The organism is Streptomyces sp. Ru72 (assembly GCF_002920635.1).
GTDB lineage: Bacteria > Actinomycetota > Actinomycetes > Streptomycetales > Streptomycetaceae > Streptomyces.
On sequence record NZ_PQSR01000008.1, the window covers coordinates 59,212 to 86,177 of the forward strand.

General features: G+C 70.3%; 27 protein-coding genes and 1 pseudogene. 11 read left to right on the forward strand and 17 right to left on the reverse strand.

Annotated elements, in window-relative coordinates:
* The first annotated feature begins 87 nt into the window (after positions 1 to 87).
* A complete protein-coding gene (locus C3488_RS06030; protein ID WP_103838258.1) occupies positions 88 to 1,515 on the forward strand; it encodes an MFS transporter in 1,428 nt (475 codons plus the stop codon).
* 141 nt (positions 1,516 to 1,656) lie between these two features.
* Complete coding sequence (locus C3488_RS06035) at positions 1,657 to 2,115, forward strand: VOC family protein (protein WP_103838329.1); 459 nt, start codon at positions 1,657 to 1,659, stop codon at positions 2,113 to 2,115.
* 51 nt (positions 2,116 to 2,166) lie between these two features.
* Here the strand turns inward: C3488_RS06035 and C3488_RS06040 are convergent, their stop codons facing one another.
* The 4 genes from C3488_RS06040 to C3488_RS06050 all read right to left on the reverse strand — a co-directional run bounded on the left by C3488_RS06040 (position 2,167) and on the right by C3488_RS06050 (position 7,811).
* Positions 2,167 to 3,138, reverse strand: a complete 972-nt coding sequence (locus C3488_RS06040) for a glycosyltransferase family A protein (RefSeq protein WP_258053303.1) — start codon at positions 3,136 to 3,138, stop codon at positions 2,167 to 2,169.
* A 122-nt stretch (positions 3,139 to 3,260) separates the two neighbouring features.
* The gene (locus C3488_RS40055; protein ID WP_181138896.1) at positions 3,261 to 3,668 is read right to left on the reverse strand and encodes a hypothetical protein; all 408 of its coding nucleotides are present in this window, start codon (positions 3,666 to 3,668) and stop codon (positions 3,261 to 3,263) included.
* A gap of 184 nt (positions 3,669 to 3,852) precedes the next feature.
* Positions 3,853 to 6,255 (reverse strand): glycosyltransferase, encoded by a 2,403-nt coding sequence (locus C3488_RS06045; protein WP_103838259.1) that lies wholly within the window; start codon positions 6,253 to 6,255, stop codon positions 3,853 to 3,855.
* Positions 6,256 to 6,428: 173 nt separating this feature from the next.
* On the reverse strand, positions 6,429 to 7,811 hold the full coding sequence (locus C3488_RS06050; RefSeq protein WP_103838260.1) for a glycine--tRNA ligase: 1,383 nt from the start codon (positions 7,809 to 7,811) through the stop codon (positions 6,429 to 6,431).
* Between the two features lie 161 nt (positions 7,812 to 7,972).
* Here C3488_RS06050 and C3488_RS06055 point away from each other — a divergent pair, with 161 nt between their 5' ends.
* From C3488_RS06055 to C3488_RS06070, 4 genes are all read left to right on the forward strand, one after another.
* Positions 7,973 to 8,932 (forward strand): metal ABC transporter substrate-binding protein, encoded by a 960-nt coding sequence (locus C3488_RS06055; RefSeq protein ID WP_103838261.1) that lies wholly within the window; start codon positions 7,973 to 7,975, stop codon positions 8,930 to 8,932.
* 17 nt (positions 8,933 to 8,949) lie between these two features.
* Positions 8,950 to 9,735 carry a metal ABC transporter ATP-binding protein gene (locus C3488_RS06060; protein ID WP_258053304.1) on the forward strand — a complete coding sequence of 262 codons (786 nt, stop codon included), beginning with the start codon at positions 8,950 to 8,952 and terminating at the stop codon, positions 9,733 to 9,735.
* Positions 9,735 to 10,637, forward strand: a complete 903-nt coding sequence (locus C3488_RS06065; protein WP_103838262.1) for a metal ABC transporter permease — start codon at positions 9,735 to 9,737, stop codon at positions 10,635 to 10,637. The genes C3488_RS06060 and C3488_RS06065 overlap by 1 nt, the downstream gene beginning before the upstream one ends.
* A gap of 74 nt (positions 10,638 to 10,711) precedes the next feature.
* Positions 10,712 to 11,143, forward strand: coding sequence for a Fur family transcriptional regulator (locus C3488_RS06070; RefSeq protein WP_103838263.1), 432 nt, complete (start codon positions 10,712 to 10,714; stop codon positions 11,141 to 11,143).
* 15 nt (positions 11,144 to 11,158) lie between these two features.
* On the opposite strand, the gene C3488_RS06075 is transcribed toward C3488_RS06070, so the two are convergent.
* The 5 genes from C3488_RS06075 to C3488_RS06095 all read right to left on the reverse strand — a co-directional run bounded on the left by C3488_RS06075 (position 11,159) and on the right by C3488_RS06095 (position 13,993).
* On the reverse strand, positions 11,159 to 11,509 hold the full coding sequence (locus C3488_RS06075; protein ID WP_103838264.1) for a hypothetical protein: 351 nt from the start codon (positions 11,507 to 11,509) through the stop codon (positions 11,159 to 11,161).
* Entirely contained in the window at positions 11,506 to 12,024 is a 519-nt protein-coding gene (locus C3488_RS06080; RefSeq protein WP_258053308.1) for a YcxB family protein, read from the reverse strand. Before C3488_RS06080 ends, C3488_RS06075 begins: the two co-directional genes overlap by 4 nt.
* Before the next feature lie 30 nt (positions 12,025 to 12,054).
* Positions 12,055 to 12,894 carry an isoprenyl transferase gene (locus C3488_RS06085; RefSeq protein WP_103838266.1) on the reverse strand — a complete coding sequence of 280 codons (840 nt, stop codon included), beginning with the start codon at positions 12,892 to 12,894 and terminating at the stop codon, positions 12,055 to 12,057.
* An 86-nt stretch (positions 12,895 to 12,980) separates the two neighbouring features.
* Complete coding sequence (gene recO, locus C3488_RS06090) at positions 12,981 to 13,727, reverse strand: DNA repair protein RecO (RefSeq protein ID WP_103838332.1); 747 nt, start codon at positions 13,725 to 13,727, stop codon at positions 12,981 to 12,983.
* Positions 13,728 to 13,771: 44 nt separating this feature from the next.
* Entirely contained in the window at positions 13,772 to 13,993 is a 222-nt protein-coding gene (locus C3488_RS06095) for a hypothetical protein (protein ID WP_103838267.1), read from the reverse strand.
* 364 nt (positions 13,994 to 14,357) lie between these two features.
* Here C3488_RS06095 and C3488_RS06105 point away from each other — a divergent pair, with 364 nt between their 5' ends.
* Entirely contained in the window at positions 14,358 to 15,191 is an 834-nt protein-coding gene (locus C3488_RS06105; RefSeq protein ID WP_103838268.1) for a helix-turn-helix transcriptional regulator, read from the forward strand.
* On the forward strand, positions 15,173 to 15,457 hold the full coding sequence (locus C3488_RS06110; protein ID WP_103838269.1) for a DUF397 domain-containing protein: 285 nt from the start codon (positions 15,173 to 15,175) through the stop codon (positions 15,455 to 15,457). Before C3488_RS06105 ends, C3488_RS06110 begins: the two co-directional genes overlap by 19 nt.
* Before the next feature lie 61 nt (positions 15,458 to 15,518).
* Here C3488_RS06110 and C3488_RS06115 read toward each other — a convergent pair whose 3' ends face one another.
* The gene (locus C3488_RS06115; protein WP_103838334.1) at positions 15,519 to 16,505 is read right to left on the reverse strand and encodes a VCBS repeat-containing protein; all 987 of its coding nucleotides are present in this window, start codon (positions 16,503 to 16,505) and stop codon (positions 15,519 to 15,521) included.
* Positions 16,506 to 17,115: 610 nt separating this feature from the next.
* Between C3488_RS06115 and C3488_RS06120 the strand changes: the two are divergent.
* Positions 17,116 to 17,849, forward strand: a pseudogene (locus tag C3488_RS06120) (dienelactone hydrolase family protein).
* A gap of 41 nt (positions 17,850 to 17,890) precedes the next feature.
* Here the strand turns inward: C3488_RS06120 and C3488_RS06125 are convergent.
* The 6 genes from C3488_RS06125 to C3488_RS06150 all read right to left on the reverse strand — a co-directional run bounded on the left by C3488_RS06125 (position 17,891) and on the right by C3488_RS06150 (position 24,518).
* The gene (locus C3488_RS06125; protein ID WP_103838270.1) at positions 17,891 to 18,892 is read right to left on the reverse strand and encodes a DUF6879 family protein; all 1,002 of its coding nucleotides are present in this window, start codon (positions 18,890 to 18,892) and stop codon (positions 17,891 to 17,893) included.
* Positions 18,893 to 18,933: 41 nt separating this feature from the next.
* Positions 18,934 to 19,902 carry an SCO2521 family protein gene (locus C3488_RS06130; RefSeq protein WP_103838271.1) on the reverse strand — a complete coding sequence of 323 codons (969 nt, stop codon included), beginning with the start codon at positions 19,900 to 19,902 and terminating at the stop codon, positions 18,934 to 18,936.
* A 1-nt stretch (position 19,903) separates the two neighbouring features.
* A complete protein-coding gene (locus tag C3488_RS06135; protein WP_103838272.1) occupies positions 19,904 to 20,887 on the reverse strand; it encodes an SCO2522 family protein in 984 nt (327 codons plus the stop codon).
* The gene (locus tag C3488_RS06140) at positions 20,884 to 21,801 is read right to left on the reverse strand and encodes an SCO2523 family variant P-loop protein (protein WP_103838335.1); all 918 of its coding nucleotides are present in this window, start codon (positions 21,799 to 21,801) and stop codon (positions 20,884 to 20,886) included. The genes C3488_RS06135 and C3488_RS06140 overlap by 4 nt, the downstream gene beginning before the upstream one ends.
* 2 nt (positions 21,802 to 21,803) lie before the next feature.
* The gene (locus C3488_RS06145; RefSeq protein WP_103838273.1) at positions 21,804 to 23,642 is read right to left on the reverse strand and encodes an SCO2524 family protein; all 1,839 of its coding nucleotides are present in this window, start codon (positions 23,640 to 23,642) and stop codon (positions 21,804 to 21,806) included.
* A 72-nt stretch (positions 23,643 to 23,714) separates the two neighbouring features.
* Positions 23,715 to 24,518 (reverse strand): SCO2525 family SAM-dependent methyltransferase, encoded by an 804-nt coding sequence (locus tag C3488_RS06150; protein ID WP_103838274.1) that lies wholly within the window; start codon positions 24,516 to 24,518, stop codon positions 23,715 to 23,717.
* Between the two features lie 263 nt (positions 24,519 to 24,781).
* On the opposite strand from C3488_RS06150, the gene C3488_RS06155 reads away from it, so the two are divergent.
* The gene (locus tag C3488_RS06155; protein WP_103838275.1) at positions 24,782 to 25,315 is read left to right on the forward strand and encodes a GNAT family N-acetyltransferase; all 534 of its coding nucleotides are present in this window, start codon (positions 24,782 to 24,784) and stop codon (positions 25,313 to 25,315) included.
* Here the strand turns inward: C3488_RS06155 and C3488_RS06160 are convergent.
* The gene (locus C3488_RS06160) at positions 25,296 to 25,772 is read right to left on the reverse strand and encodes a protein-tyrosine phosphatase family protein (RefSeq protein WP_103838276.1); all 477 of its coding nucleotides are present in this window, start codon (positions 25,770 to 25,772) and stop codon (positions 25,296 to 25,298) included. The two genes, C3488_RS06155 and C3488_RS06160, sit on opposite strands and share 20 nt — an antisense overlap.
* A gap of 212 nt (positions 25,773 to 25,984) precedes the next feature.
* Here C3488_RS06160 and C3488_RS06165 point away from each other — a divergent pair, with 212 nt between their 5' ends.
* Complete coding sequence (locus C3488_RS06165; RefSeq protein WP_103838277.1) at positions 25,985 to 26,920, forward strand: dihydrodipicolinate synthase family protein; 936 nt, start codon at positions 25,985 to 25,987, stop codon at positions 26,918 to 26,920.
* Positions 26,921 to 26,966 lie beyond the last annotated feature (46 nt).

Below are 26,966 nucleotides of genomic sequence, written 5' to 3' on the forward strand. Positions count from 1 at the left end.
GCTCCGCGGAGCCTGTTTCCAGGTAGTCCTGGTACCAGGATAAAGACACTCTGGTACCACGCTGAGGGGCGGCGGAGCCTTGCTGGTGTGACCGAGACTCTCACTTCCCCTACCGTCCGCTCGCCGGTGGCGACCCCACGGCTCGGCGGGCTCGGACTGTTCACGGTGCTGCTGGGCGCGGCACTGCCCCTCATCGACTTCTTCATCGTCAACGTCGCCCTCCCGACGATCGGCAGGGACCTGCACGCGGGCGAGTCCGTCCTCGAACTGGTCGTCGCCGGGTACGGGGTGTCGTACGCCGTGCTGCTGGTGCTCGGTGGCCGGCTGGGCGACCTGTTCGGCCGGCGTGAGTTCTTCCTCTACGGGATGGCCGCCTTCGGTGTGACCTCGCTGGCGTGCGGGCTCGCCCCGACGGCCTGGACGCTGGTGGCGGCGCGGGTCGCGCAGGGCGCGGCGGCCGCGGCGATGCTGCCGCAGGTGCTCGCCACGATCCAGGCGGCGACCAGCGGGCAGCGCCGCGCCAAGGCGATGGGCCTGTACGGCGCGACGGCCGGTCTGTCCATGGTGGCCGGGCAGATCCTCGGCGGAGTGCTGGTGGCGGCGGACATCTGGGGCACCGGCTGGCGTTCGGTGTTCCTCGTCAACGTGCCGGTCGTGGTGGTCGGCCTGTTCCTGGGGGCGCGGGCGGTGCCGGAGACCCGCTCACAGCACCCGGAGCCGGTGGACGGGCCTGGCACGGTGCTGCTCGCCGTCTCACTGCTGACCCTGCTGGCGCCGCTGACCGAGGGCCGGGCCGCGGGCTGGCCGCTGTGGACCTGGCTGGCACTGGCCGCGTTCCCGTTCGCGGCGTGGGCGTTCTACGCGGTGGAGCGCCGCGCGGACCGGCAGGGCCGTACGCCGCTGGTGCCGCCGAGCCTGTTCGCGCTCACGTCGCTGCGGCGCGGGCTGGTGATGATGGTGCCGTTCTCGATCGGGTTCAGCGGGTTCATGTTCGTGATCGCGGTGTCGCTGCAGCAGGGCGCGGGGCTCGGGCCGGTCCCCGCCGGCCTGGCGCTGACGCCGATGGCGGTGGCGTTCTTCGTGGTCTCGCTGTACGGGCCGCGGCTGGTCGCCCGCTTCGGCACCCGGGTGGTGACCGCCGGGGGGCTGATCCAGGCGGTCGGCATCGGGCTGCTGGTCCTGACCGCCTGGCGCTCCTGGCCGCACCTGGGAGTGTGGGAGCTGCTGCCGGGCGCGGCGGTGGCGGGCGCGGGCCAGGCGCTCCAGCTCCCCATCGTGATGCGGATCGTCCTTTCCGAGGTACCGACGGCGCGGGCGGGCGTCGGCAGCGGTGTCATGGTGACGACGCAGCAGTCGGCGCTTGCGCTGGGCGTGGCGACGCTCGGCACGCTGTTCCTGACGCTGGTTCCGGGCATGGGCATGCGCGACGCCCTGGTGACGACGCTGCTGGTCCAGCTGGCCGGCATCGCGCTGACGGCGGCGCTGAGCCTGCGCCTGCCGCGCACGATCGGCTGAGGCCCCTCGCCCGCTCAGTGGGGGATGCGGCCCCGCACCCCGGTGACACGGGTGCGGGGCCGCCGTGTGCTCCCGCGCCGCGGCCGCGTCCTTTTCGTGATCTCCGGGACAGGCGTCGGCGCCGTCCGGGACAGTGGCTGCATGGCAGCAGCACTGGACTGGAAACTGGTCGTCGACACGCACGACGCCCCTGCCCTCGCGGACTTCTGGGCGGCGGCGCTGGGGTACGAGGTGGAGGACAACGGTGCGTTGATCAACCGGTTGCTGACGGCAGGTCAGCTCCCGGAGGAGGCGGTCGCCGAGCACAACGGCACGCGGATCTTCCGGGGTTTCGCCGCCGTCCGGCACCCGGACGACCCGTACGACAAGGAGACGGGCGTCGGCCGGGGCCGCCGCATCCTTTTCCAGGACGTCCCGGAGCCGAAGACCGCCAAGAACCGCCTCCACCTCGACGTGCACGCCGGCCCGGACGCCCGCGAGGCGACGGTCGCCCGCCTGGAGTCCCTGGGCGCGCGTCGCGTCGAGGAGGTGGACAAGGGCCCGGCCGGCCACTGGTGGGTCATGCGGGACCCGGAGGGCAACGAGTTCTGCGTGGCCTAGTAGTGGCCCAGCGGCAGCCTCGTATGGACCTGTCGGCCGCCTGGCGGCGGCCTAGGGCACGGCGGCAGCCGTCGCGGCGGGGGCGCCCTCCCGCGTGGGCGGGGCGGCGGTGCCCGTGTGCGCGGCCAGCGCCTTCTCCAGGCGACGGATGTGGTAGTACTGCACGCGCGTGGTGCGCTGCAGGGCCATGACCGCTCCGAGGAACTGGTCCATCTCGGCGGCCCGGGTGAGGATGTCGTCGGGTACGTTCTCGTCCCGCAGGCAGGCTTCCGCGTCCTGCGCCAGTACGGCGTGCGCCCAGCCACGCGTGACCGGCTTGTACAGGCCCGGGTGTTTGACCACGATCCGTGCCCGGATGGCGAGATCGTTCTCGGCGGCTTCCAGATGCAGTCCGGTGTCCTTGTTGCGCGCCCCGAACAGCGGCTCATGGATGTGGTGGGCGTCGAAGCCGTGCTCGACGCAGCCGATCCAGAAGTCCCAGTCCTCGCCCGCCCTCATGCTCTCGTCGTACCCGCCCACGGCCTGCCAGGCCTCACGGCGGTACAGCGAGCAGTAGAACATGATCAGCCGCTGGAGCATCAGTTCCCGGCTGTAGGCGGGGAGGGGCACCGCCTGCGGGGGCAGGTCGTCGTCGGTGAAGGTGAAGACGTCCGTCGACGCGATGGCGATGCCGGGGTCGCCGTCCAGGACCGCGACGGTCTTCTCCAGCATCGTGGGCGCGATCACGTCGTCGGCGTCGAGCGGAAGGATGTAGCGGCCGGCCGCCGCCTCGATCCCGGTGTTGCGGGCGGCGGAGACTCCGGCGTTGGCCTGCCGGAGCAGCCGGATGCGCCGGTCGGGGTGGCGGGCGATCAGGCCCTTCGCCACCTCGGCGGTGTCGTCTGTGCTGCCGTCGTCGACGATGACGAGTTCCCAGTCACGGAACGTCTGGGCGACGACGCTGGACACCGCGTCGGGCAGATAGCGGGCGTAGTCGTGGCAGGGGATGACCACCGAGACCACAGGGTCGAAGCCGTGGGGCATGAGCCGTCTTTCGCTCGGAACGGAAGGGAAGGGACGAGAGGCCCGGAACCACGGGTGTCCGGCGCGGGCGCCCCCCCGGCCCTGCGTCAGGGCCACGTCGCAGCGGACCCGCCGATCACGTGCTAGCCGATGCCGAGGGTGCGCGCGTGGTCGCGGTCGGCGTAGTCGCGGTCGGCGTAGTCGGAGTAGTGGCCGGAGCCGTGGTGATCGTGGTGGTGACCGTAGTCACAGATGGTCAGGTTGGCCACGGGTGCGCAGCAGTAGTCGCTGATGGTGACGTTGGCGATGGGCGGGCAGCAGTGGCCGTAGTCGCTGATCGTGACGTTCGCCAGGTTCTTGCAGGGGTGGTCCTCCCCCGGTATGAGGGTGACGTCGCCGCTCGTCGGCTGCCCTTGGTGCGCGTACGGGGCCGACGCCGTGAGCGTCTCCTGGCCGAGGGTTGCGGCGAAGGCGGCCTCCGCGGTGTTGAGCAGTCCAGCGGTTGCGAGTGCGGCCGGCAGAGCCAGGGAGGACATGACACGAGCTTTCACGGTGGTGCCTTCCTTTCGGGGAGGGAGCTGCCCCGACGGCCGGCGACCTACACGGCAGGGACAGCAGCGCCACCGTAGGATTTGCATACCGTGCGTGGCAAAACGATTACACCGTGCGAGTGGCGGGGGGGGGACCGAGGCGGCAATGCGAGGGGCAGGGCCCCACGCAGCGGCACCGCTCCGTTCAGGACGGGGACAGCACCGCGGTGTCGGCCGGATCCGGGACGGGCAGCGGATGCAGCACTTCCAGATCCGGCAGCGCCCAGCAGGCGGTGCCCATGTCCCGGGCCATCGCGGCCAGGCCCTCGGTCTCGATGAGGTACCGGTACGGGAAGGGCGGAAAGATCAGGCCGTCGCGGTGCAGGTCGGCGCGGACCAGCAGCACGGTGCCACCGACCGAGTCCACCCGGACAAGCCCTTTGCCGCGCAGCTCGTCGAGGTAGATCCGGCCGAACCCCTTGGGCGGCTGCAGAATGCCGTCGCGAAGCCACCGGGACCAGTCGAGCGTGCCGGCGCCGGGGTGGAGGACGAAGGTGTTGAGGTCGTACGTGGGTCCCCCGGCCGTGGTGGCGCAGTGCGGGACGACGATGTCCTTGCGCGCCCCGAGCAGCCGCTGGATCAGGTCGGCCGGGTAGTCGGTGACGTCCACATCGAGCCACAGCACCCACTCCTCGTCGGCAAGGGCCCGGGTGAGCAGGTGGTTGCGCACCTTGGCCAGCACCGACCGGCGCCGGCGCTGGAGGCCCGGCTCCCAGCGCGGCCCGGCGACGTGGAGGCCGAAGTCGCGGTGGACGAGGGTGACCCGCCGGTACTCCGCCTCGAGGCCGGGCAGGACCTGCCGCAGCAGTTCCGGCGTCGAGTCCTCGCTGTCGCCCTCCAGCAGCCCCAGGGAGATCGCCTCACGCGGATAGTCCAGGGAGCGCAGTTTCTCCAGATAGCCGGGCAGGTGCGCGGCCGCGTCCTTCAGGGGCGTGAGCACCAGCACGAGGGGCCGCTCGCTCGCCGGGCCCGGAGCCGGTTCGGCAGCCGTGCGCGGTCGTTCGTCGGCCGCTCCCGCGGCGGCGGCGCCGGTCTCGGCGTGGGCGATGTCCCGCGGCTCGATCGGCAGCCGGGTCGCCATGGCCAGCAACCGCTCGGCGTACGCGCCGGGTTCGGCCCAGACCTGGGTCGCCACCTCGAAGTGCTCGGCGAAATGCGACTCCTCGAACGTGTTGCCGCCGTGGCAGACGTAGGTGTACAGCTCCGGCGCGTCGATGGAGACGACCCGGCAGGTGCGGACCACCTCTTCCGCCACCGGTGTGTCCTCGCCCCGGCGTTGTGCCGGGTAGCGGGGCATCCGGTCCTTGGCGCAGATCATCGATCCTTCCCAGACCCGCGCGCAGGAGATCGCGAGCTTGTGGCGAGCGGGCCACCACAGGCGTTCACGGGCGAGGAAACAGGCATCCGCGCCGAGGGCGAGAATCGCCGCCATCTGCGACTCGACCCGCTCCGGGTCGTACAGGTCGTCGTCGTCCCACTGGCATACGTAGGGCCCGGTGGCCCGGTCCACCGCCTCGTTGCGCAGTTCGCCGAGCGTCCGCCCCTCCGGGGGGAGCCGGTGATGGCGGATCCGCGGGTCGCCCAGCTCCCGGATGAACCGCTCGAGGGCGTCGTCGGCGCCGTCGTCCACGACGACCAGCTCCAGTGCGCGGTACGTCTGCGCACCGAAGCAGGCGATCGCGCGGCTCGCCATCGCCAGGCGGCCCTTCGTCACCATCAGGCACGACACCGTGGGCGCGGGCGCGCCCGAGGCCCAGCGGCGCCGCTGGGCGTCAAGACCGAGCTGACCGTCGGCGAGCGGTTGAAGTCCCTGGCTCGCCCAGAAGCGGAACCGCCTGCCGGCCGAGATCCGCACTGCATCGGAGTCGTCCCGCACCCAGCTGCCGGACCAGTGGTGCACGGCGTACGCACCCTCGCAGTCGGTTTTCTGAGGGCCGAACAGCTCTGCCGCGTAAGGGCTCACCTCGGGATAGAGGACTTCCGACCCGAGGACCGTGACCGAGGCGGGCTCCGGGGCGCTGTCGACGGCCCTGGTGAGGAAGAAGGGGCCTGTGGCCTCCAGAGCACCGGGCGCCCGGTGAGCGCCGACCAGCTGCCGGTGCACATGGGCCCAGAAGGGGTGGCCCGGCCGTGACGCGATGAACGCGTTGCCGACGATGCGGCCGAATCCGCTCCGGCGGGCCAGCAGCAGACGCGTGTGAGCCTCGGGTTCGCAGCCGAGGACGAGTTCGCGCCCGTCGAGGAGTGCGTCGACCGGCTTCAGGCACTCGAAGTCCATGTCCACATAGAGCCCGCCGAAATGATCGAGCAGGAAGTAGCGGATCGCGTCGGCCCGCATGATCGCTTCGGGGTAGCCGTCGTAGATCGGCAGGAACCAGGGATAGTGCTCCTGGAGGAAGGCGCGGTTGTCCGCGTCGGTCCACAGCCGGTATCCCCAGCCGGGGTGATGCAGACGCCAGGAATCGACCCACTTGCGCCACTTCTCGGGTACGTCGGTGTCTTTCCAGGTCTGGTGGATCAGGGCGGGAATCTTCTCCTGTGTCCGCATGCACGCAGTATGAAGATCTTTTTTGCTTTCTGGCGGCTCCGGCAGGACCTGCCCACCGGGCATTCACCCGGGCGGCACCTCCGGGAGTCCGAACAGAAGACGCCGGGCGGGCTGGAAACCATCCAGCCCGCCCGGCGTCCTCGTCCCGCGGTCGCGCGCGGAGCGCCCGGCGCCTAGCAGCCCAGGAGCCGCCCGGCCAGGTACCCCTCGATCTGGTCGAGAGACACCCGCTCCTGCTTCATGGAGTCCCGCTCACGCACCGTCACCGCGTTGTCCTCCAGCGTGTCGAAGTCCACCGTCACGCAGTACGGCGTACCGATCTCGTCCTGGCGGCGGTAGCGGCGGCCGATCGCGCCCGCGTCGTCGAACTCGATGTTCCAGTGCTTGCGCAGCGCCTGCGCGAGGCCCTTGGCCTTCGGCGACAGCTCCGGGTTGCGGGACAGCGGCAGCACCGCGACCTTCACGGGGGCCAGACGGTGGTCGAGGCGCAGCACCGTGCGCTTCTCCATCTTGCCCTTGGCGTTGGGCGCCTCGTCCTCGACGTACGCGTCGAGCAGGAACGCCAGCATGGTGCGCCCGACACCCGCCGCGGGCTCGATGACGTACGGCGTCCAGCGCTCGCCGGCCTCCTGGTCGAAGTAGACGAGGTCCTGGCCGGAGGCCTTGGAGTGCGCGGTGAGGTCGTAGTCGGTGCGGTTGGCGACGCCCTCCAGCTCACCCCACTCGTTGCCGCCGAACTGGAAGCGGTACTCGATGTCGGCGGTGCGCTTGGAGTAGTGGGAGAGCTTCTCCTTCGGGTGCTCGTACCACCGCATGTTCTCCTCGCGCAGGCCGAGACCGGTGTACCAGTTCCAGCGCTGCTCCATCCAGTACTCCTGCCACTTCTCGTCCTCGCCCGGCTTGACGAAGAACTCCATCTCCATCTGCTCGAACTCGCGGGTGCGGAAGATGAAGTTGCCCGGCGTGATCTCGTTGCGGAAGGACTTGCCCATCTGCGCGATGCCGAAGGGGGGCTTCTTACGCGAAGCGGTCTGCACCTGGGCGAAGTTGGTGAAGATACCCTGCGCGGTCTCGGGACGCAGGTAGGCGATGGAGCCGGAGTCCTGGGTCGGGCCGAGGTGGGTGGAGAGCAGGCCGGAGAACTGCTTGGGCTCGGTGAACTGGCCCTTGTTGCCGCAGTTCGGGCAGTTGACGTCCGCGAGGCCGTTCTCCGGGAGGCGGCCGTGCTTGGCCTCGTAGGCCTCCTCCAGGTGGTCGGCGCGGAACCGCTTGTGACAGGAGGTGCACTCGGTCAGCGGGTCCGTGAAGGTGGCGACGTGGCCGGAGGCGACCCAGACCTCGGGGGCCAGGATCACGGACGAGTCGATACCGACCACGTCCTCGCGCGACGTCACCATGTAGCGCCACCACTGGCGCTTGATGTTCTCCTTGAGCTCGACACCCAGCGGCCCGTAGTCCCAGGCGGCACGCTGACCACCGTAGATCTCGCTGCAGGGGAATACGAAGCCACGGCGCTTGCTCAGGCTGACGATGGTGTCGATCTTGTCGGCGGCCACGGTGCTCTCTTCATTACGACGACGGGCGACGAAGCGAGACGCTTCTAAGCGAATGCTTCAGGGTACCGGCGGTGGCTCCCCTGCAATCAAATCGGTTCCGTGCACGAGCCCACGCCGGAGCTTGTTGACAACGGTTTCCATATTTGATGAAAATGACTGTCATGAACGTACGACGACGCCTCATAACCGGGGCCGCGGTCGCGGCGGCCACCGCCCTCGGCCTCGGAGCCCTCTCCGCCTGCTCCTCGGCCGACGCGGCGGGGGGCGACAGCGGCAAGTTCGACGTCGTGGCGTCGTTCTACCCGCTGGCCTTCCTCGCCGAGCAGATCGGCGGGTCGTACGTGCATGTCACCAGTCTGACCCAGCCCGGCCAGGAGCCGCACGACCTGGAGATCAGCGCCAAGCAGACCGCGCAGCTCCAGGAGTCCGACGCGGTCCTCTACCTCAAGGGCCTGCAACCCTCCGTCGACGACGCGGTGGCCCAGTCCGAGATCAAGACGAAGATCGACGCCGCCTCCCTGACCTCCGAGGAGGAGCACGGCAACGAGGTCGGCGGGCACGCGGCCGCCCACGACACCCACCAGGGCGAGGAGTCCAGCGGCAAGGACCCCCACATCTGGCTCGACCCGGTGCGCTACGCCCAGGTCGCCAAGGGCGTCGGCGCCGCTTTCGAGAAGGCGGACGCCGAGCACGCGGACACGTACAAGAAGAACACCGACGCGCTGGTCAAGAAGCTCGGCGACCTGAACACCCGGTACGCGGAAGGTCTGAGGAACACGAAGACCAAGGTCTTCATCACCACGCACGCCGCCTTCGGCTACCTCGCCGAGCGCTACGGTCTCACCGAGGAGGCCATCAACGGCCTGGACCCCGAGTCCGAGCCCAGCGCCGCACGCGTCCGCGACCTGGAGAAGATGGCCAAGGCCGACGGCGTCTCCACGGTCTTCTACGAGACGCTCGTCAGCGACAAGACCGCGAAGACCATCGCCGAGGACGCGAACCTGAAGACGGACGTCCTCGACCCGCTCGAGGGCATCACGCCGAAGTCCCGCGGCCGCGACTACTTCCAGGTCATGGAGTCCAACCTCAAGGCACTGCGGTCCGCTTTGGGCACCAAGTGATCGCTACGGAGGACGGCATGGACGGCATGGACGCGATGGGTGAGCCCGTCATATCGCTGCGCGGCGTACGCGCCGACCTGGGCTCGCGCCCCGTCCTGCGCGGTATCGACCTCACCGTGCACCGCGGTGAGGTGGTCGCGCTGCTCGGGGCGAACGGCTCGGGCAAGTCGACCGCCGTGCGGAGCATCATCGGCCAGGTGCCGGTGAGCACCGGGGAGATCGCACTCTTCGGCACCCCGCGGCGCGCCTTCCGCGACTGGCGGCGCGTCGGGTACGTGCCGCAGCGCACCACCGCCGCGGGCGGCGTGCCCGCCACGGTGACCGAGGTGGTCTCCGCGGGCCGCCTGTCCCGGGCGCGCTTCGGCATCCTGCGCAAGGCCGACCACGAGGCCGTGCGCCACGCCCTGGACCTCGTCGGCATGGCCGACCGGGCCAAGGACTCCGTGAACGCCCTGTCCGGCGGCCAGCACCAGCGCGTGCTGATCGCCCGCGCGCTCGCCTCCGAGCCCGAGCTGCTGATCATGGACGAGCCGATGGCGGGCGTCGACCTGGCGAGCCAGGAAGTACTCGCCCGGACGCTGAAGGACCAGGTGGCCTCCGGCGCCACCGTCCTGCTGGTGCTCCACGAACTCGGCCCGCTGGAGCCCCTGATCGACCGGGCGGTCGTCCTGCGCGACGGCTGCGTACTGCACGACGGCCCGCCCCCGAAGGCGGTGGGCCAGCACGCCCTGCCCGGCCACGACCATGTCCACCCGCACGACGCCGCGGGCACCGAACCGATCCGCACGGGACTGCTGAGCTGATGGACTTCCTGAACTACGCCTTCATGCAGCGGGCCCTGCTCGCCGCCGTCCTGGTCGGCGTCACGGCCCCCGCCGTCGGCATCTACCTCGTCCAGCGCCGCCAGGCCCTGATGGGCGACGGCATCGGCCACGTGGCGATGACGGGCGTCGGCCTCGGCTTCCTCCTGTCCACCTCCCCCGTGTGGATGGCGACGGCCGTCTCCGTCCTCGGTTCGGTCCTCATGGAACTGATCCGCTGGTACGGCAAGACACGCGGTGACATCGCGCTCGCGATGCTCTTCTACGGCGGCATGGCCGGCGGCGTGATGTTCATCAACCTCGCACCGGGCGGCTCCAACGCGAACCTGACGTCGTACCTGTTCGGCTCGCTGTCCACCGTCTCGCAGTCCGACGTGGTGGCGATCTGCCTGCTCGCCGCCTTCGTCGTCCTGGTCACGCTCGGCCTGCGCCGCCAGCTCTTCGCGGTCAGCCAGGACGAGGAGTTCGCCCGGGTGACGGGCCTGCCGGTGCGCGCCCTGAACCTGCTGACGGCGGTCACGGCGGCCGTGACCGTGACCGTCGCCATGCGGGTGGTCGGTCTCCTCCTGGTCTCCGCGCTGATGGTGGTCCCGGTGGCGGCCGCGCAGCAGCTCGGCCGCAGCTTCGCGGCGACGTTCGCGATCGCGGTCGCGATCGGCGTGACCGTCACCCTCGGCGGCACGATCACGTCGTACTACCAGGACGTGCCGCCCGGCGCGACGATCGTGCTGCTGACCATCGCCGCGTTCATCGCACTCACCGCCCTCGCCACTCCGCTGGCCCGGCGACGCGCGCGGGCGCTCGCCGCCGCGCAGCCCTCCGGGGACCCCGCAGAGTGCGCGATTCCGGCCACCCGGGGGGCAGGCGACGAGGTCGGAGTCTGACCCCGCACAGGCCGGGCTGGCACAATGGCCCGGCAAGACGCAGACATAAGCTGCCATCAAAGGGGAGGCAACCGGTGACCACCGCAGGACCGCCCGTGAAGGGCCGCGCCACCCGGCAGCGTGCCGCTGTCGCGGCGGCCCTCGACGAGGTCGACGAGTTCCGCAGCGCGCAGGAGCTCCACGACATGCTCAAGCACAAGGGCGACTCGGTGGGCCTGACGACGGTCTACCGCACCCTGCAGTCCCTCGCCGACGCCGGCGAGGTCGACGTCCTGCGCACCTCCGACGGCGAGTCCGTCTACCGACGCTGCTCGACCGGCGAACACCACCACCACCTGGTCTGCCGCGTCTGCGGCAAGGCCGTCGAAGTCGAGGGCCCGGCGGTGGAGAAGTGGGCGGAGGCGATCGCGGCAGAGCACGGCTTCGTCAACGTCGCCCACACGGTGGAGATCTTCGGCACGTGCGCGGAGTGCGCGCAGTGCGCGGACGCCGCCCCCGGGGGCTGACGGACCGATTGGGGCTCAGGGGTCCCCGTCGTAGCGGTTCCCGCAGGAGTAGGACCCGTCGTCGTTCCGCCCCACGCTGTCGTACGACCAGCAGTGCAGCGCCGGGGCGAGCGTCCACATCCGCAGCGCGATGAGGGCGCCGAGGGCGGCGACGACCACCCACCATCCGCCGTACGGCCGCCCGGCGAGCGCCAGTCCTCCGGCGGACAGCAGCGCCGCGACCACCGACAGGGCGACAGCCATCGGCGCCGTGTTGTCCTGCCAACCGGGCGAGTCCATGCCGGCCGTGACGAGGAATGCGAAGCCCACGGCAAGCCCCGCACAGGCGAAGACGACGACGGCCAGACAGCTGCGGACGGCGCTCATACGCGGGACAGGTGCCGGTCGAGCAGCGCGCGCAGCCGGCCCACGTCCTGCGGGGAGCCCAGTCCGCGCTTGGGCAGCACCTCCACGAGCAGGATGTTCGGGTCGCGGCTGAACAACACCATGTGGTCGCGTGTCTCGCGATAGCCGCGGAAGAGCGACCAGCGCTGCAGGAGCCTCGTGTGCGCGGTCTCGACCGCGACCCCGGCCCCCGTCACGGCCGTGCGGTACTCCCCCTGCCAGGCGACCGTGCGCAGGGCGTGGTGGGCCTGGAGATGCGGGACCGCCCAGATCACGGCAGCGCAGAAAACCCCTGTCCCCACCGAGAACGCCGACATGTTCTCGGAGGTCGCGGCCTGCGCGGCGAGGGCGAGGAAGACCGCGGCGAGGCACCATCGGAGCAGGTGCAGCCGCCGTCTGCGCTCGCGCACCACGACAGCCGCCAGAAAGTCCCTCCGCGTCGGCCGGTAGGCCAACTCCACCGCTCCCTGTCCGGCTTGGTCCCGCCCCGTGTCCATGACCACGAGGCGGGATCGTACCTCCCTTGATCAGCTGCCCTCGGTGCGGCCCTCCATCGCCAGCAGCTCCTCGTTCGGGATCGCGCCGCCGAAGCGGCGGTCGCGGGAGGCGTACTCGACGCACGCCCGCCACAGGTCGCGCCGGTCGAAGTCCGGCCACAGCACGTCCTGGAAGACCATCTCGGCGTAGGCGCTCTGCCACAGCAGGTAGTTGGAGGTCCGCTGCTCGCCGCTCGGGCGCAGGAACAGGTCGACGTCCGGCATGTCCGGGTAGTACAGGTGCTTCGCCACCGTCTTCTCGGAGATCTTCGACGGGTCGAGCCGGCCGGCCTTGACCTCCTCCGCGATGGCCTGCACCGCGTCCGCGATCTCCGCGCGGCCGCCGTAGTTCATGCAGAAGTACAGCGTCAGCCGGTCGTTGCCCTTGGTCTGCTCCTGGGCGACCTGGAGCTCCTTGGCGACGGACTTCCACAGCCGGGGCATACGGCCCACCCAGCGCACCCGCACGCCCAGTTCGTCGAGCTGGTCGCGGGTCTTGCGGATGAAGTCGCGGTTGAAGTTCATCAGGAAGCGGACCTCGTCGGGCGAACGCTTCCAGTTCTCGGTGGAGAAGGCGTACAGCGAGATGCTCCCGACACCCATCTCGATCGCGCCCTGCAGCACGTCCAGCACCCGCTCGGCACCGACCTTGTGCCCCTCGGTGCGCGGCAGCCCGCGCTGCTTGGCCCACCGCCCGTTCCCGTCCATGACGATCGCCACGTGGTTCGGGATCAGCTCCCCGGGGAGCTTCGGCGGCCGCGCGCCGGACGGGTGCGGCTCCGGCGTCCTGTACTCCCGGCGCTGGCGCCCCAGAAACCCGCGTACGGCCATGTGCTTCTCGCTCCTCGGTTCTTCGGTCTTGTTCGCTGCGCCGCTGCGCCGGTCTGCCGCTCTGACAGCTGTGACGCCGCGTCGCTCTACTGTTCCACGTACCGGAGCGAGCGCAGCCCCCGCTCCAGGTGCCAGTGCAGATACGCCGACACGAGTCCGCTGCCCTCCCGGACGTACCGCGCCTCGCACGCGTCCGCCGTCTCCCAGTCTCCCGTCAGCAGCGCGCCGAGCAGTTCCAGGGCCTGCGGCGAGGGTACGACGCTGCCGGGCACCCGGCAGTCGGCGCACACGGACCCGCCCGAGGCGACCGAGAAGAAGCGGTTCGGCCCGGGCATGCCGCACTTCGCGCAGTCGCTGAAGCTGGGCGCGTAGCCGTTGACGGCGAGGGAGCGCAGGAGGAAGGCGTCCAGGACGAGGTGCGGCGCGTGCTCACCACGGGCGAGCGTCCTCAGGCCCCCGACCAGCAGCAGATACTGCTGGACGGCCGGCTCCCCCTCATGGTCGGTGAACCGCTCGGCGGTCTCCAGCATGGCGGTCCCGGCTGTGTACCGGGCGTAGTCGGTGACGATGCCACCGCCGTAGGGGGCGATGGTCTCGCTCTGCGTGCACAGCGGCAGCCCGCGCCCGACCAGCTCGCTCCCGCGCGCGAAGAACTGCACGTCCACGTGCGAGAACGGCTCCAGCCTGGCCCCGAACTTCGACTTCGTCCGGCGCACCCCGCGGGCCACGGCGCGTACACGTCCGTGACCCCGCGTGAGCAACGTGATGATCCGGTCCGCCTCACCCAGCTTCTGGGTGCGCAGCACGATGCCGTCGTCGCGGAACAGACTCATGGGGTCCATTCTCGCCTACGACGGGCCCGCCTCGGGCGGGGTCCTCAAGGGACCTCACCGCGGCTGCGTGCGTTGGCGTACGCCGTGGCGGCCCGCAGGCGCTCGGCCTGGGTCGCCGGGCGCACGGCCTCCGGTTCGACGTCCCACTCCTTGCCCCCGCCGTACGGTCTCAGCTGTACGTACGGGCCCTCGTGCCCCATGACGATGCCCACCCTCCCGCTGCGGGTGTCGACGGCGTACGACCCGATCGGCGGCTTCTTCTTCATCGCACCTCCGCCGCCGGCCGCGCCCGCAGCGCCGCCGCGAGCCGGGCGGCGACCTCGGCGGAACAGCCGCCCAATTCCACCAGCGGACAGGGTGTCTCCCGCGCCAGGCTTGCCGGGTCGAGCCGGAGCGACGGCAATGTGATTCCGACGCTCGCGAGCGCAGCCCGCAATTCCTCCACAGTCTCCTCCGCCTCTTCGACGCGGTGCGCCGAGTCTCGTCCCCCGAGTGATACGTGTACTGCAGTCACCGTGCTCCCCTTCCCCATGCAATTTCACGCTTCGCATCTCCATGGTGACGCTCTGCATCTACACTCGACAGGTGTCTGTGCCCTACAAGTGCGAGGCAGTGGGGGTGCGTTGAGCCATGGCCAACGGTGCGCGGCAGGCTGCTTGGGAGTTCTTCGGTGCCGAACTGAAGCGGCGGCGGGAGAACGCGGGATTCACCCAGGCGGCGCTGGGAACGCGTGTTTTCGTCTCGGGCGGCTACATCGGCCAATTCGAACAGGCGATTCGCAAACCTCAGTTGGACGTGGCACAGCGCATCGACGAGGCCTTGCAAACCGAGGGCTTTTTCGAGCGCACGTGGCGAAAGCTCATTGATGACGCGAGGTATGCGGATTATTTCGCGCAGGTGGTGGAGCTCGAGCGGACGGCGACGAAGATCTGCGAGTTCGCGCCTACGTTGGTGCCGGGGTTGTTGCAGACGGCGGAGTACACCCGAGCGGTGACCCTGGCGAGCAACCCGTTCGTCGCCGAGGAGTGCATCCAGGAGAGGGTCACGGCTCGTGTGGAGCGTGCACAGGTCCTGGCGGGCGCTGCACGGCCCGTGTATTGGGTGATCCTGCATGAGCACGTGGTACGCATCCCGGTCGGTGGCGAGGCCGAGATGGCGGCACAGTTGGACCACATCGCGGAACTGGCCGGGGAGCGCAGGGTCCTGGTGCAGGTGCTGCCGACGAGCGCGGGCGCCTACCCGCTCATGGGCCGCATGGTCAGACTCTTCGAGTTCGAGGAAGCGCCGCCAACTGTCTATACAGAGGCGGTGTATTCGGGAAACCTGCTCGACGATCCGGCCCTGGTGAAGCGTGTGCAGGGAGCATACGATCTGCTCAGGGCCGCCGCACTGCCGCCGAAGGCGTCCCTCGCCCTGATCCAGTCGGCGGCGGAGGACCACAGACGATGCGCGGGTACGACCTGAGCAACGCCCGCTGGCGCAAAAGCAGCTATAGCGACGACAACGGCGGTGACTGCGTCGAAGTCGCGTACGACTTCCCCGGCGCCGCCCGCTGGCGCAAGAGCAGCTACAGCGACGACAACGGCGGCAGCTGTGTCGAGGTAGCCGACGGAGTCCCCGGTGTCGTCCCCGTCCGGGACAGCAAGGTGCCCGGAGGTCCCGTGGTGCTCGTGGGCACGGCCGCCTGGACGGCGTTCGTGCGCGGACCGCTGGTCTCGCGCACGAGTTGACACCGCCCGGCCGACGGGCCGCAGACAGCGACCCGTCAGCCCGTCTCGTCGATACGTACCGCTACAGCAGGTTGTAGGCCTGGAACCCGCTGCCGATCTCGACCGGCTTCTGGAACACGGACTGGGTGTTGCCGGTGCCCGAGTACCGGAGCAGGTCGCCGTTCGGCTTGCGGGCGATCAGGTCCGGCTTTCCGTCGGCGTCGAGGTCGCCGACCGACAGCAGCCGGTCGTACATGTTCCAGCCGCCGCCGATCCTCGTACGCGGGGCGAACGGGGCCTTGTAGTCGCCGGTTCCCTTGTACAGCCACAGGACGCCGGACTTGTCGCGGGCGACGATGTCGGCCTTGCCGTCACCGGTCAGATCACCCTGGCCGGCGATCTGGGTGTACTGGCCCCAGCCTGTGCCGACACGTTTCCGCGAGGTGAGGGTGCCGTCCGGGTAGGCGAGGTACTCCCACAGGACACCGGCCATGTCGACGGCGATGAGGTCGGCCTCCTTGGCACCGCCGAGGTTCCCGGGCGAGAGAACCGTGGTGTAGATGTTCCAGCCCGTGCCGACGCGCTGGGTGTGGTAGCCGAGTTGGTCGTCGATCCAGTCGTAGTCCAGCTTCCCGTCCTTGCCGAGGTACCAGGTGCCGTCGCTCCACCCGTCCTTGTCGTTGTCGACGTCGATCGAGTCGGCGATGGCTTCGAAAGTGACCCCCACATCTTCGCGGGGCTCGAAGCCGCCCTTGCGGTCCGTGAAGTACAGGTACAGCTCGGCGGTTTGCTTGTGCACGGCGGTCATCGCGAAGCTGGGCGTTTCCACCGTCCCGGCCACGCGGGCGCGCGGTCCCAGGCTCTGGGCGGCCCGTGCCTGCTGCTGCGCCCCGGCCACGGCACGCATCCGGGCGGCCCCGGCCGGGTCGCCGGAGGCGAAGGCCGTACCGGCCGTGGCGGCCAGCGCGGCCGTGACGGCGGTGGCCGCCAGCGCACCCCGGAACGCACGCCGGCGTCGAGCGTTGATCACGAAGATTCCCCCTGCGAGGTACTGAACGGCACATGTCATGTGCCACATGGTCATCGGCAGCTTCTCACAGGAGCCTCACATGACTCGCTCGAATTCCACGGGCTTGCGGGCGAGGATCTCAATCCCCTTCGACGCAGGGCCGTTGGCACGGGGCATGAAGGCGGCCCCAACCCCTCGATCTTCACTCGCGCGGGAGACCGAGCCCGACGTGCTGCCGGGAGGGCCTTCAGTCCTCGGGCGACTCCTCCAGCATGGCGAACGCCAGCCGGGTGCTGCTCACGGGGATGAGTAAGGGCTATGCCCGAGCCGGCCCAGGCCCCTCCCACCGTGATGCCTCGACAGCCCCCGAGAGCGGGCTGCGATCGCTACCGGTTCGATAAGGGCTGTCCAAGGTGCCCGCGAGGCCGGAGCGGAGAACCGCTGCGGCGCTTGGGGGTGCTGGCGTCGGCCTTGTTCGGCGGGCTACGTTGTGGGGATGAATACCGGGACGGCATTGCGCCACACACGGATTGGTGACCCGGTGCGCTTCTGAGCGCCGTGCGGGCCGGTGCGGGCCCCTTTTCCGATCGAGGATCTTGCGTTGCCGCGCGAGCTCCGCCTCCGTCGTGTTGATCAGAGGTTCGACACATCAACCACGACAGGAGTATTCATGCCCACCAAGACGCTCCAGATTCCCACCGCGGACGGTCAGGCTGACGCATTCGCCGCCTTCCCCGACCACGGCGAGCGGCATCCGGGGGTGCTGATGTACGCGGACGGCTTCGGCATCCGGCCCGTGCTGCGGGAGATGGCCCGGGAACTGGCCGGGCACGGGTATTACGTGCTTCTCCCCAACCCCTTCTACCGGCACGGCCCGGCACCGGTGATCGAACTTCCCGAGCACATCGGAGAAGAGGTCCGGCCTGCGGTCTTCGCCCAGCTGATGCCCTTGATCGAGGCGCACACCCCCGAACGTGTTCTGAGCGACGCCGACGCCTACCTCAGGTTCCTCACCACCCAGCCCGAGGTCGGCGCCGGTCCGGTCGCGGTGACCGGCTACTGCATAGGCGGCCTCCTGGCGATCCGCACCGCCGCGGCCCACCCCGGCCAGGTCGCCGCCGTCGCCGGATTCCACGGCCCCGTGGGCGCCGGCGGGCGCGATCTCCTCTCCAAGCTCACCGCCGAGGTCCACCTCGCCACGCCGAAGGCGACATGACACCCGAGGCCCTCGGCGAGCTCAACCAGGCCCTGGATGCCGCAGGTGTCGGCTACACCTCCGAGATCTACCCCGGCACCGTCCACGGCTTCACCATGTCCGACACCGACGCTTTCAGCGCCTCCGGGCTGAAGCGCCACTGGGACCGCCTGCTCTCTCTCCTGGACCGCGCCCTGACCAACAGTTGAGGCTCCGGCTCCGAAACCGACCTCCGACGCCCGGCGTACGCTCAGCCAGACGCGGCGGTCGGTGCCGGCAGGGGGTCGGGCCCGGTGGGTTCGGTCGCCTCCCACAGGACGTTGAACCGCTTCATGCGCTCCTGGACGTGTGCGGGTGTCATCTTCAGGAGGGTCTTGGCCGGCACCACGTCCACGTCCGGCTCTATCTCGTAGCAAAGCTGCCCGTCGAAGACGATGAAGTCGTTCGTGAGCGTCAGGCGGGCCCGCTGCGGCAGTTCCGAGCGGACCGCGATGCGTGCGTCGATGCCGAGGTCCCGCTGGCTGCGGCAGAGTTCCTCCAGTTCCTCGGTGCGTTCCAGCGGATTCTTCACGAGGAACAGCCGTCGTACCCGCACTCCCCGCTTGACGGCCTCCTCCTGTGCCTTCAGATAGCGGTTGGCGGGCTCGCTGGTCCAGAAGTCGCGGTCCACGGGGGTGCTGGTGGCCTCGAGGGTGCGGGTGCAGCACGCGGTGAGGGCGATCAGCCAGTCGTGCTCCTCGCCCGGACAGTCCGTGCTCCCACGGCTGAGGCTCTCCATCGTGGACGCGAGCTGGGCGATGCGGTCCTGGGCGAAGTCCTTCACCAGCTGTGACTCCTGGCGGCCCACATGTGTGTAGGCGCGGGCCAGCCGGGCCACGCCGTCGGACCGCAGCACCGAGCGGTCCACCTCGCTGAACAGTTCGGTCGCCTCACTGATCCGGGCGAATGCCCCCTCGACCTCCCGTCGCATCTCCAGGTGGTACTTGTCCAGGCCCTGCTCCATCGAGTTCAGCCGCTGCTCGAAGTCCACGAGGTACTGGATGATCAGTGCCGCGCCACCGAGGACGACGGACACGGTCAGCTGCCACACCTGGTTCTTGTCCTGGTTGAGGACGTTGGTCAGCAGGTAGGTGGCGGCGGCCACCACCGCCGTGACCAGTGTCTTCCGTAACAGGTTCGGTGAGCGCTGCCCCTCCTCGCTCCTCGACGCCCCGCGTGCTTCCCCTGATGACGCTCCTGACGTTCCGGTCATGTCGCCTCTCCCCCGTCGCGATTGTCGGTTCGTGCCGCCCTTCAGCGTGTGCTCAGTGCCTCGTGCAGCAACGGAATGGCCTGGACGGCCAGTTGGTCACGGATGCGCTGGACCAGGGTCTGCCACTGACGGGTGAACCCCGGCTCCCGTTCCAGCACGTCCCACAGGTGACCCAGGGTGCGGTCCACGTGTGCGCGCGGCATCCACAGATGCAGCAGGTGATCGACGGCCGGGCGCAGCGCGAGGACGGCCGAGGGGCCGTCCGCCGCACCGAGCCGGCTGCTGTCCAGCATGTGCACGACGGTCGTCAGCAGCCAGTCGTGCAGGGCGAGGTCCTCGCACAGGCCCGCGGCCGCGGCGGCCGGGACGTCCTCCGGAAGCCTCAGTTCCACGGTCCGCAGCCCGTGCTCGGCGAGGGTGAAGCGCTGAAGCGACGGCCCCTCGCCCTCGGGGGCTCGTCGCGCGGCCCAGCGCAGATGGGTGCGCCGGGACTTGAAGGGCGCCTTGTGGTCGAGCAGCGGGTGGCGCAGCAGTTGGGCGAGCAGTCCCTCGGCGATCATTCCGAGGTCGAGTTCGCCGCGTGCGCCGCCGCGCAGGACGCCTTCGGCGGTGGCCTGTTCGGGGAGCTTCCCGAAGGGTTCGACCAGGCCGGGCCTGACCAGGTAGTGGCCCCAGGGCCGGCGCGTGTCGGGGCCGGCGGCCGGGGCGCTGAAGTAGGCGGTGGCCTGCAGGACGCGGCCCTCGGTGAGTGCGGCGCGGGCGGCCACCGTGCCGACGGCGCGTACCTTGGCGCCGTTGGAGGTGGGCAGCCGGCAGTCCACGCCGGTGAGGACGTCCGGGGACAGGGCGTACAGGTTGGGCCGCTCGGAGACCCGGACGTGTTCGTCGGCGCGCAGCCTCAGCAGCTGGGCGGCGGCCCGGCCGTCCAGCGCGTGGAAGGACGGCAGCAGACAGGTCCGCACCTCACCGCAGGCGAGCACCGGGCGCGCCGACTGTCCCACGGCCGGCATCTCAGCTCCCCTCGGCGGTGAAGGCGCCGGCGGGCTCCTCGTAGAAGACGTACGTGGCGCGCTGCGCGACCGCGTCCGGCACCGCCGCGCCCTCGCGGGCGGAGCGCTCGGCGACCTGCTTGAGCGCGCCCGAGTCCACGTCTATCTGGTCGAGGACGAGCCGTACGGCGTCCTCGACGGCGAGGAAGCGGTTGGGCATCAGGGTGCAGGTGCGGTACGCGCTGAACGGTGCCGCCGTCGGGTTGAGCTGGATCAGCGGCGGCAGCCGGTCCCACTCGTGGGGGAAGTCGCGGCCGTTCCAGGGGCGCGGTACGAGGACGGGTTCGCCGAGGTGGCGCAGCAGGCCGAGGCGGGCGAGCTGCCAGACGGCGGCGAGGAACGGGCAGGACCACAGCCGCTGTCCGTCCTTCTCCGACCACAGCTCGACGTCCATGAACACGGAGTGGTTGCGGGCGGCGGTCTCCTGCGGCGGCTGCCAGCCGGTGATCTCGCCCATGGCGCTGCGCGAGCCGGGGCTGCGCTGCCCGTTGGCGAGCCAGCCGGTCTGGCTGACGGGCGGGCGGGAGCCGTGGCTGCCCGGCGGGGGCGACTCGACGAGGCGGTGCATCACGGCCTCGGCGAGCTCGATCTTGTCCGCGACGGCGCAGCCCGACTCGCGGGCCAGGTAGTCGATGACGAGGCCGGCCCGCTCGGCCTCCTGAAGCACCACGGGGACGAGTTCGGCGGGGGTGGAGAAGCGGGTGAAGTAGTCGTCGATGAGGAAGCAGGTGCTGATGCGGGGCCGTTTGCCGCCGGTGCGGCGGGCGGCGGCGGCCCGGGCGGCGTCCACCCAGACGCGCACCTCCGCGAAGTGCTCGCGCAGCCGCTCGGGCCCGGCCTCGAAGTCCTCCATGTAGAGGTGGCCGAGTTCGAGGGAGAGGTGGGCGAGCGGTACGGACTGGGTGCGGGGCTCTGCGGTGGTCTCGCGGAACACGGCTTCCGTCACGGCTGCTCCCAGTACTTGTCGTCGGTCAGCCGGTTCGCCAGTTCGCTCAGTGCCTCCCATGTCTCCCGGTTGGCGATCTGGCTGTCGAGGACGTCCTCGTCGGTGATGAGCTGCTCGCGCCACTGCAGGACGGGCTCCAGCGGCACCGAGCCGAGGACCTGGGCGTATCCGATGCCGAGGGTGGAGGACATCTGCTTCAGGTCGCGGTCGCAGGCGCGCATCCACGCCGACTGGGTCGCCGACACCTGCGACCACAGCGCGGACTCGGGGTCGGGTACGGCGGCCCGGACGAACCGGATGACGTTGCGCAGCGCCTCCTCGTCGTGGCCGCGGGCCACCCCGCCGGCGACGATGCCGCGCTTGCCGTAGACCAGGCTCGCCGCGGCACCCACGTGCTGCCGGGTCCAGCGGTGGAAGACCAGCCAGCGGGCCAGGACACCGCGCAGCTCGCGCTGGGAGGTGGCCTCCAGGGCCATGTCGACGGCGTAGCTGCGGCCGGCGCTGAGGTCGACGACGATGATGTCGAACTCGCCGTTGAGCCGCAGCAGGAGGTCGACGCAGCGGCGCAGGGTGTCGTCGGTGGTGGCGAACTCGCCGCCGCTGACGTCGCCGGGCATCAGCACCAGGCTGCCCGAGCCGGGGGGCCGGTTGCGCAGCACCGGGTGTTCGGTCTCGGCCCAGACGTCGATGCGGGCCGGTTCGCCGACCTCGCCGGTCAGGTAGGAGTGCAGGCCGCGGTCCTCGGCGGCCCGGCGGGCGTCGGGCACGTCGAAGACGGCCGCCGCGGTGGGCGAGCCGAAGTCGAAGTCCAGGTAGCAGACGTCGTCGCCGGCCAGCGCCCGGTGGTATGCCAGGTTGGCGCTGGTGACGGAGCGGCCCGTGCCTCCCTTGTCGGAGGCCGCGAAGACGAGCACGGTCACACCCCCTGGGCCGCGGCTTCGCGGGCCCGGGCGAGGGCGTCGAGCTGTCCGAGGACGTCGAGGGTCAACGAGCAGGCGGTGCCGGGTTGTTCGTCCACGAGCTTGCGGGCGCGGCGCAACTTGACCTCGATGCTCCTGAGTTCCATGCCGCGGTTTCCCTCGGAGGCCGGCGCGGGCTCCATCTGCTCGTTGCCGAGGAGGTGGGTCGACTCGCTCAGCAACGCGCGGGCCAGCACGGTCAGTTCGGAGCTGCGGATGGGGGGCTGCTTGTACATCTGGTGGACCTGGACCATCACCTCGGTGACGCGCTCGGTGACGCTCCAGGACACCTGCCCCTCGTACGGCGGGGTGTCGGGGTAGGCGGCGTGGACGTTGTCCCACAGGCCGGTGCCCTCGCCGTCGCCGATCCGGCGCCGCCACAGGTGGTCGAAGATGTCCTCGGCGAGCCGGAGCAGCCGGTCGTGCGAGCCCAGGTTGCGGGACAGTGTGCACAGCTGGATGGTCCGCTTGAGCAGCTGAGCGGAGAAGTCGCTCATGATCCACTGCATGGGCGGTCCGACGCTCTCGCTGCCCTGCAACGGCAGGGTGACGCCGGGGTGGTGCAGCCGGACCATGGGGTCGTCGCGGGTCATGCGGCTGGTGATGCGTCCGCGTTCGGCGAGGCGTTCCATGACGCTGACGGTGCGGGTCAGGTCGTCGTCGGTGGCGCGGCGACGCATCAGGTCGTGGACGAGGATGGCGGCGACGGAGAGGGAGAAGTACTCGGATTCGAGCTTCTGGCCCGTGGTGCGCCAGGGGATGTCCTCGAGGGGCCAGCGGTCGCCGCCGAAGCGCGCGATGCCGGACCAGAACTGCTGGGTGATCTCCCAGCGCAGTCGTAACGCCTCGGCGAGCCGCTGCTGTTCGGGGTTGAGCAGGCCGAGGGTGAGGGTGCGGTCGGAGAACAGGTCCTGGATACCGTCGAGGGCGACGACGGTGAAGTAGAGGTACGGCACCGGGTTGGCGACGCCCTGGGGCTGCGGCCCGATGGGTTCTTCGGTCGCGACCTCGGGCGCGTCCCTGACGATGCTCCAGCCCCAGCCGCATTCGAAGAGCTGGTTCGGGTCCTTGAGGCCTTCCTCGACGTCGACACCGAGGACGAAGCTCTCGACGATGGCGGCGCGCAGGGCCTCGAAGCGGTCCTGGAACCTGCGCAGCACGTGCCGCTGCGACAGCCGTCCCTGGCCGAGGAGTTCGCACAGTGTGCGCCCCTGGGAGGAGTCGGTGTCGAAGACGTTGATGGTGAAGGAGCGCAGCAGGCTCACCATGGCCGCGGTGAGGCGGTTGCTGGTGGCGGCGCGCACCTCCTGGATGGTCTCCAGGATGTCCCCGCGCCGGGTCTTCGACTCGTAGATCTTGAGGAAGCCGAGGGTGGCCAGGCACAGGGTGATCGACATGGAGTACGAGTCGACGACTCCGAGGTCGCGCTGTTCCTGGGTGAGGTCCCGGTCCTTGTCCCCGGACACGAAGTAGTGGCCGCCGGCGAACGTGGGTCTCTTCTCGTCGGTGTGCCTGCGCATGAACTCGGCGGTCGCCGTGACGAGGTTCGCGGGGATCTCCAGGCGCCCGCCGGCCCGCTTCATCACCCTCTGGACGTCGTCCTGTGTGGTGTCCGGGTCGTCCAGGCGGAAGGCGGGGATCTCGGTGGCCGGGTACAGGATGCAGAGCAGGCGCTCGGCGTCGGCGACGCTGCTCTCCCCACCCCGTTTGCCCCAGGTCCACTCCCCGCCGTCGAACGAGTGGCGGGCGATCGCCTGCCAGATGTCCAGCAGATGCTGGCGTGGCTTGATCTGCATCCCATGCCCCTCACACAGGCCGCGCTGCCGTCATTGGAGGACGTGCCGTCTTCTGTTGTGACGATGCGGTCCTCAAACGGCCGGAATATCGGACTCCGGAATGTCGGACTCCGAATTCGTCCAGCCGTAGGCGACGATCATTCCCGAATAGCCTTCACGCACGGCGGCCGAAGCCTTGAGACGCATGGTCTTGAACTCGCCCGCGAAAGGCACGAGACTCTCGTACACCTCCAACTCTCCCACGTCGCACGCCGGGAAGAAATGCTTGCCCGCGTGATAACCGGACGAATGTTCCATGAACGCGGCGGCGAAGGGGGCACCGGGGGCCAGGGCGCGCAGGAAGCACTCGACGGCGCGGGCGAACTCCGCGTGCGAGGTGGTCATCGACTCCGCGACGAAGAACATGGTCCCCATGGACCAGCGACCCTGGTACCGCACCAGGTCGAAGAGGTTGCCCGACTGGACCCGGACCACGTCCCGGAACCTGGCGCGCGGGTCCAACTCCAGTGAGCCGTAAGCCTCGTTCTTGCGCAGGAGGTCCCAGAACTGGTCCCAGTTCCCGTCGTAGGAGGCGACCTGGCTCTCGAGGTAGCGGACGTTCGACGGCGAGCGCTCGTAGAGGGTGATCTCGTCGCACCAGGGGAGCATGGCGAGCGCCGGGTAGAGGTTCGCACCGGCCCCGACATCGATGCCCGAAACGCGGGCGGTGTCACGTCCCTGGAAATGATCGCCGAAATGATCGCCTACGATCTGAAGGATCTCCGCGTCCTCCGCCTGCAGGCCGCGGTAATTGTGCTCGACGTAGGCAATGGGGTCGAATGCGGCCCATGATACGTCCGCATTCAGCTGTACATCCCCCGGCGATCTGAAGGTCATTGGTCGAGCGTACCAATCGGAAGACCGGGCGGGATCCCCCCTGGGCCAACCGGGCGACGCAGTTGGGCCACTCGGGGCGCACCGGGGGCGCATCGGGGCGAATGACTTATTGGACCTGATCCTGCCTTGAACGGGCTGGATCGTCCCGCTCAAGATGGTCGGAAATCTGTCGAACATACCCGAACGGCAGACAGCGCGCGTCCCACTCGTACCACCCGTACGGATGGTCACCCGCGCTTGACTCCATTCCGCAGGGGGGCGGCATGACTGTGTTTCCAGAGGAACGTTTCCCTTCCCGTGGCGGGTCCACCGGACCGGCTCTGTTCCACGACCGGGCGTTCGTCGACCGCCCCCTGACGATGCGGGGGGTCACGGAGGACGACCTGCCCGAACTGGTGCGGGTGGACAGGGAGGCGTTCCCCGACGAGCCGTACCCCTACTTCGTGCTGCGCCAGCTGTTCGACCTGCACGGGGACTGTCTGCTGGTGCTCGACGACGGGCAGGGCCTGCACGGATACGTCCTCTACGTCACCACGCCGGACCGCTACCGGAGTTGGATCGTCAGCCTCGGTGTGACCAGGGACCAGCGGGGGCGCGGGCTCGGGCGGCGGCTGATGCTGGAGGTGCTGCGCCGGCTGCGGGCCGAGGAGGTGCGCGAGGTACGGCTGACGGTGGAGCCGGCGAACGCGGCTGCGATCATGCTCTACCGGTCGCTGGGGTTCTCGTCCGACGAGGGGGTGCGCAAGGACTACTTCGGGGCCGGGGAGGACCGGCTCATCATGACGCTCGGCCTGTGAAGCGCCGTACGTACCGCCGCTGCCAGGGCGTTTCCGCGGCGTGCCGGTCGTAGTGGGCGCGCACATAGGCCACGGCCCGCTCCGGCGGTACGCCGTCCAGTACGGCGAGGCAGGCGAGAGCGGTACCGGTACGGCCACGTCCGCCGCCGCAGGCGACCTCGACGCGCCCGCGCGCGGCGCGCTCCCATGCCTCGGTCAGCAGCCGCCGGGCCTCGCCACGGCTGCTGGGCAACCCGAAGTCGGGCCACCGCAGCCAGTCGGAGTCCCAGGACACGTCCGGGGGCCGCTTGCCGAGCAGATACAGCCCGTACGTGGGCGCGGGCCCGTCCGGCACGGGCCGCCGCAGGCCCCGCCCGCGCACCAGCCGTCCGGACGGCAGTCGCAGGACGCCGGGAGTCCCGGGGTCCCAGCCTCCGCCGTCGGCCCTGCTGCCGTCGTCCGGTTCGTGATCGCTCATCGGTCCAGTGTCGGCCGGTGGCCCCGCGGGGGCGGGCCGTTTCGCGGGTGGCGGACGGGCGCGTCGGCGGCCGTCCGCCACCGCTCCCGCTGCCACCATCCCGGGGAGGGGGCGAGCCGCCTCCGAGCCGAACACGTCGGCCGTCCCGGCCCTCCACGGCCACCGCCATGGCGGGCGCGGCGCCACGAACAAGAACACGTCCGGGAGCCCCGATGCCCTTCCCCGCCCCGCTGACCGGAGTGATCCCGCCCGTCTGCACCCCCTTGACACCGGACCGCGAGGTGGATGTGCCCTCTCTTCTGCGGCTGGTGGACCATCTGCTGAACGGCGGGGTGGACGCCCTGTTCGTGCTCGGGTCCTCCTCCGAGGCCGCCCACCTCACGGACCGTCAACGGGCCGCCGTGGTCGAGTCGGTGGTGGCCCATGTCGCCGGGCAGGTGCCGGTACTGGCCGGGGCCATCGACATGACGACACCCCGGGTGCTGGACCACGTGACCTCTGTGACACGGGCGGGCGCGGACGCGGTCGTCGTGACGGCGCCCTTCTACACACGGACGCACCCCGCGGAGATCGCCCGGCACTACCGGCTGGTCGCACAGCACTCCCCCGTGCCGGTCGTGGCCTACGACATCCCCGTGTCCGTGCACGTGAAGCTGGGCTGGGAGCTGGTGCTGGAACTGGCGGCGGACAGGACGCTGGCCGGGCTGAAGGACTCCAGCGGTGACCTGGCCGGTCTGCGTGCGGTCGTGACGGGGGTGCGGTCGCGTCCCGCGCTCTTGGGGTTCAGCGCGCTGACGGGTTCGGAGCTGGTCGTCGACTCGGCCCTGGCGCTCGGCGCCGACGGGGCGGTGCCCGGGCTGGCCAACGTGGACCCGGAGGGCTATGTCCGGCTGGACCGGCTGTGCCGCGCGGGCGACTGGGAGGCGGCGCGGGCCGAACAGGAGCGGCTGTGCGCGCTGTACGGCATGGTCGGTGTCGGGGACCCGGCCCGGATGGGCGGGAGTTCGTCGGCGCTGGGCGCGTTCAAGGCGGCGTTGCATCTGCGCGGGGTGATCGCGTGTCCGGTGACGGCGGAGCCACAGGTGCCGCTCACGCAGGAGGAGCGGGAGGAGGTCGGGAAGTGTCTCGCGGCGGCCGGGCTGCTGTGACGGTAACTCGGGCCGGTCAGGGCCGGAGCCGGACCGAGTGACCGGT

Coding starts and splice junctions, on each gene's coding strand:
- C3488_RS06035 (WP_103838329.1), top strand. CDS start 1,657: ATGGCAGCAGCACTGGACTGGAAACTGGTCGTCGACACGCACGACGCC.
- C3488_RS06040 (WP_258053303.1), bottom strand. CDS start 3,138: ATGCCCCACGGCTTCGACCCTGTGGTCTCGGTGGTCATCCCCTGCCAC.
- C3488_RS06045 (WP_103838259.1), bottom strand. CDS start 6,255: ATGCGGACACAGGAGAAGATTCCCGCCCTGATCCACCAGACCTGGAAA.
- C3488_RS06055 (WP_103838261.1), top strand. CDS start 7,973: ATGAACGTACGACGACGCCTCATAACCGGGGCCGCGGTCGCGGCGGCC.
- C3488_RS06060 (WP_258053304.1), top strand. CDS start 8,950: ATGGACGGCATGGACGCGATGGGTGAGCCCGTCATATCGCTGCGCGGC.
- C3488_RS06065 (WP_103838262.1), top strand. CDS start 9,735: ATGGACTTCCTGAACTACGCCTTCATGCAGCGGGCCCTGCTCGCCGCC.
- C3488_RS06075 (WP_103838264.1), bottom strand. CDS start 11,509: ATGAGCGCCGTCCGCAGCTGTCTGGCCGTCGTCGTCTTCGCCTGTGCG.
- C3488_RS06080 (WP_258053308.1), bottom strand. CDS start 12,024: ATGGACACGGGGCGGGACCAAGCCGGACAGGGAGCGGTGGAGTTGGCC.
- C3488_RS06085 (WP_103838266.1), bottom strand. CDS start 12,894: ATGGCCGTACGCGGGTTTCTGGGGCGCCAGCGCCGGGAGTACAGGACG.
- recO (WP_103838332.1), bottom strand. CDS start 13,727: ATGAGTCTGTTCCGCGACGACGGCATCGTGCTGCGCACCCAGAAGCTG.
- C3488_RS06095 (WP_103838267.1), bottom strand. CDS start 13,993: ATGAAGAAGAAGCCGCCGATCGGGTCGTACGCCGTCGACACCCGCAGC.
- C3488_RS06105 (WP_103838268.1), top strand. CDS start 14,358: ATGGCCAACGGTGCGCGGCAGGCTGCTTGGGAGTTCTTCGGTGCCGAA.
- C3488_RS06110 (WP_103838269.1), top strand. CDS start 15,173: ATGCGCGGGTACGACCTGAGCAACGCCCGCTGGCGCAAAAGCAGCTAT.
- C3488_RS06115 (WP_103838334.1), bottom strand. CDS start 16,505: ATGACATGTGCCGTTCAGTACCTCGCAGGGGGAATCTTCGTGATCAAC.
- C3488_RS06125 (WP_103838270.1), bottom strand. CDS start 18,892: ATGACCGGAACGTCAGGAGCGTCATCAGGGGAAGCACGCGGGGCGTCG.
- C3488_RS06130 (WP_103838271.1), bottom strand. CDS start 19,902: ATGCCGGCCGTGGGACAGTCGGCGCGCCCGGTGCTCGCCTGCGGTGAG.
- C3488_RS06145 (WP_103838273.1), bottom strand. CDS start 23,642: ATGCAGATCAAGCCACGCCAGCATCTGCTGGACATCTGGCAGGCGATC.
- C3488_RS06150 (WP_103838274.1), bottom strand. CDS start 24,518: ATGACCTTCAGATCGCCGGGGGATGTACAGCTGAATGCGGACGTATCA.
- C3488_RS06155 (WP_103838275.1), top strand. CDS start 24,782: ATGACTGTGTTTCCAGAGGAACGTTTCCCTTCCCGTGGCGGGTCCACC.
- C3488_RS06160 (WP_103838276.1), bottom strand. CDS start 25,772: ATGAGCGATCACGAACCGGACGACGGCAGCAGGGCCGACGGCGGAGGC.
- C3488_RS06165 (WP_103838277.1), top strand. CDS start 25,985: ATGCCCTTCCCCGCCCCGCTGACCGGAGTGATCCCGCCCGTCTGCACC.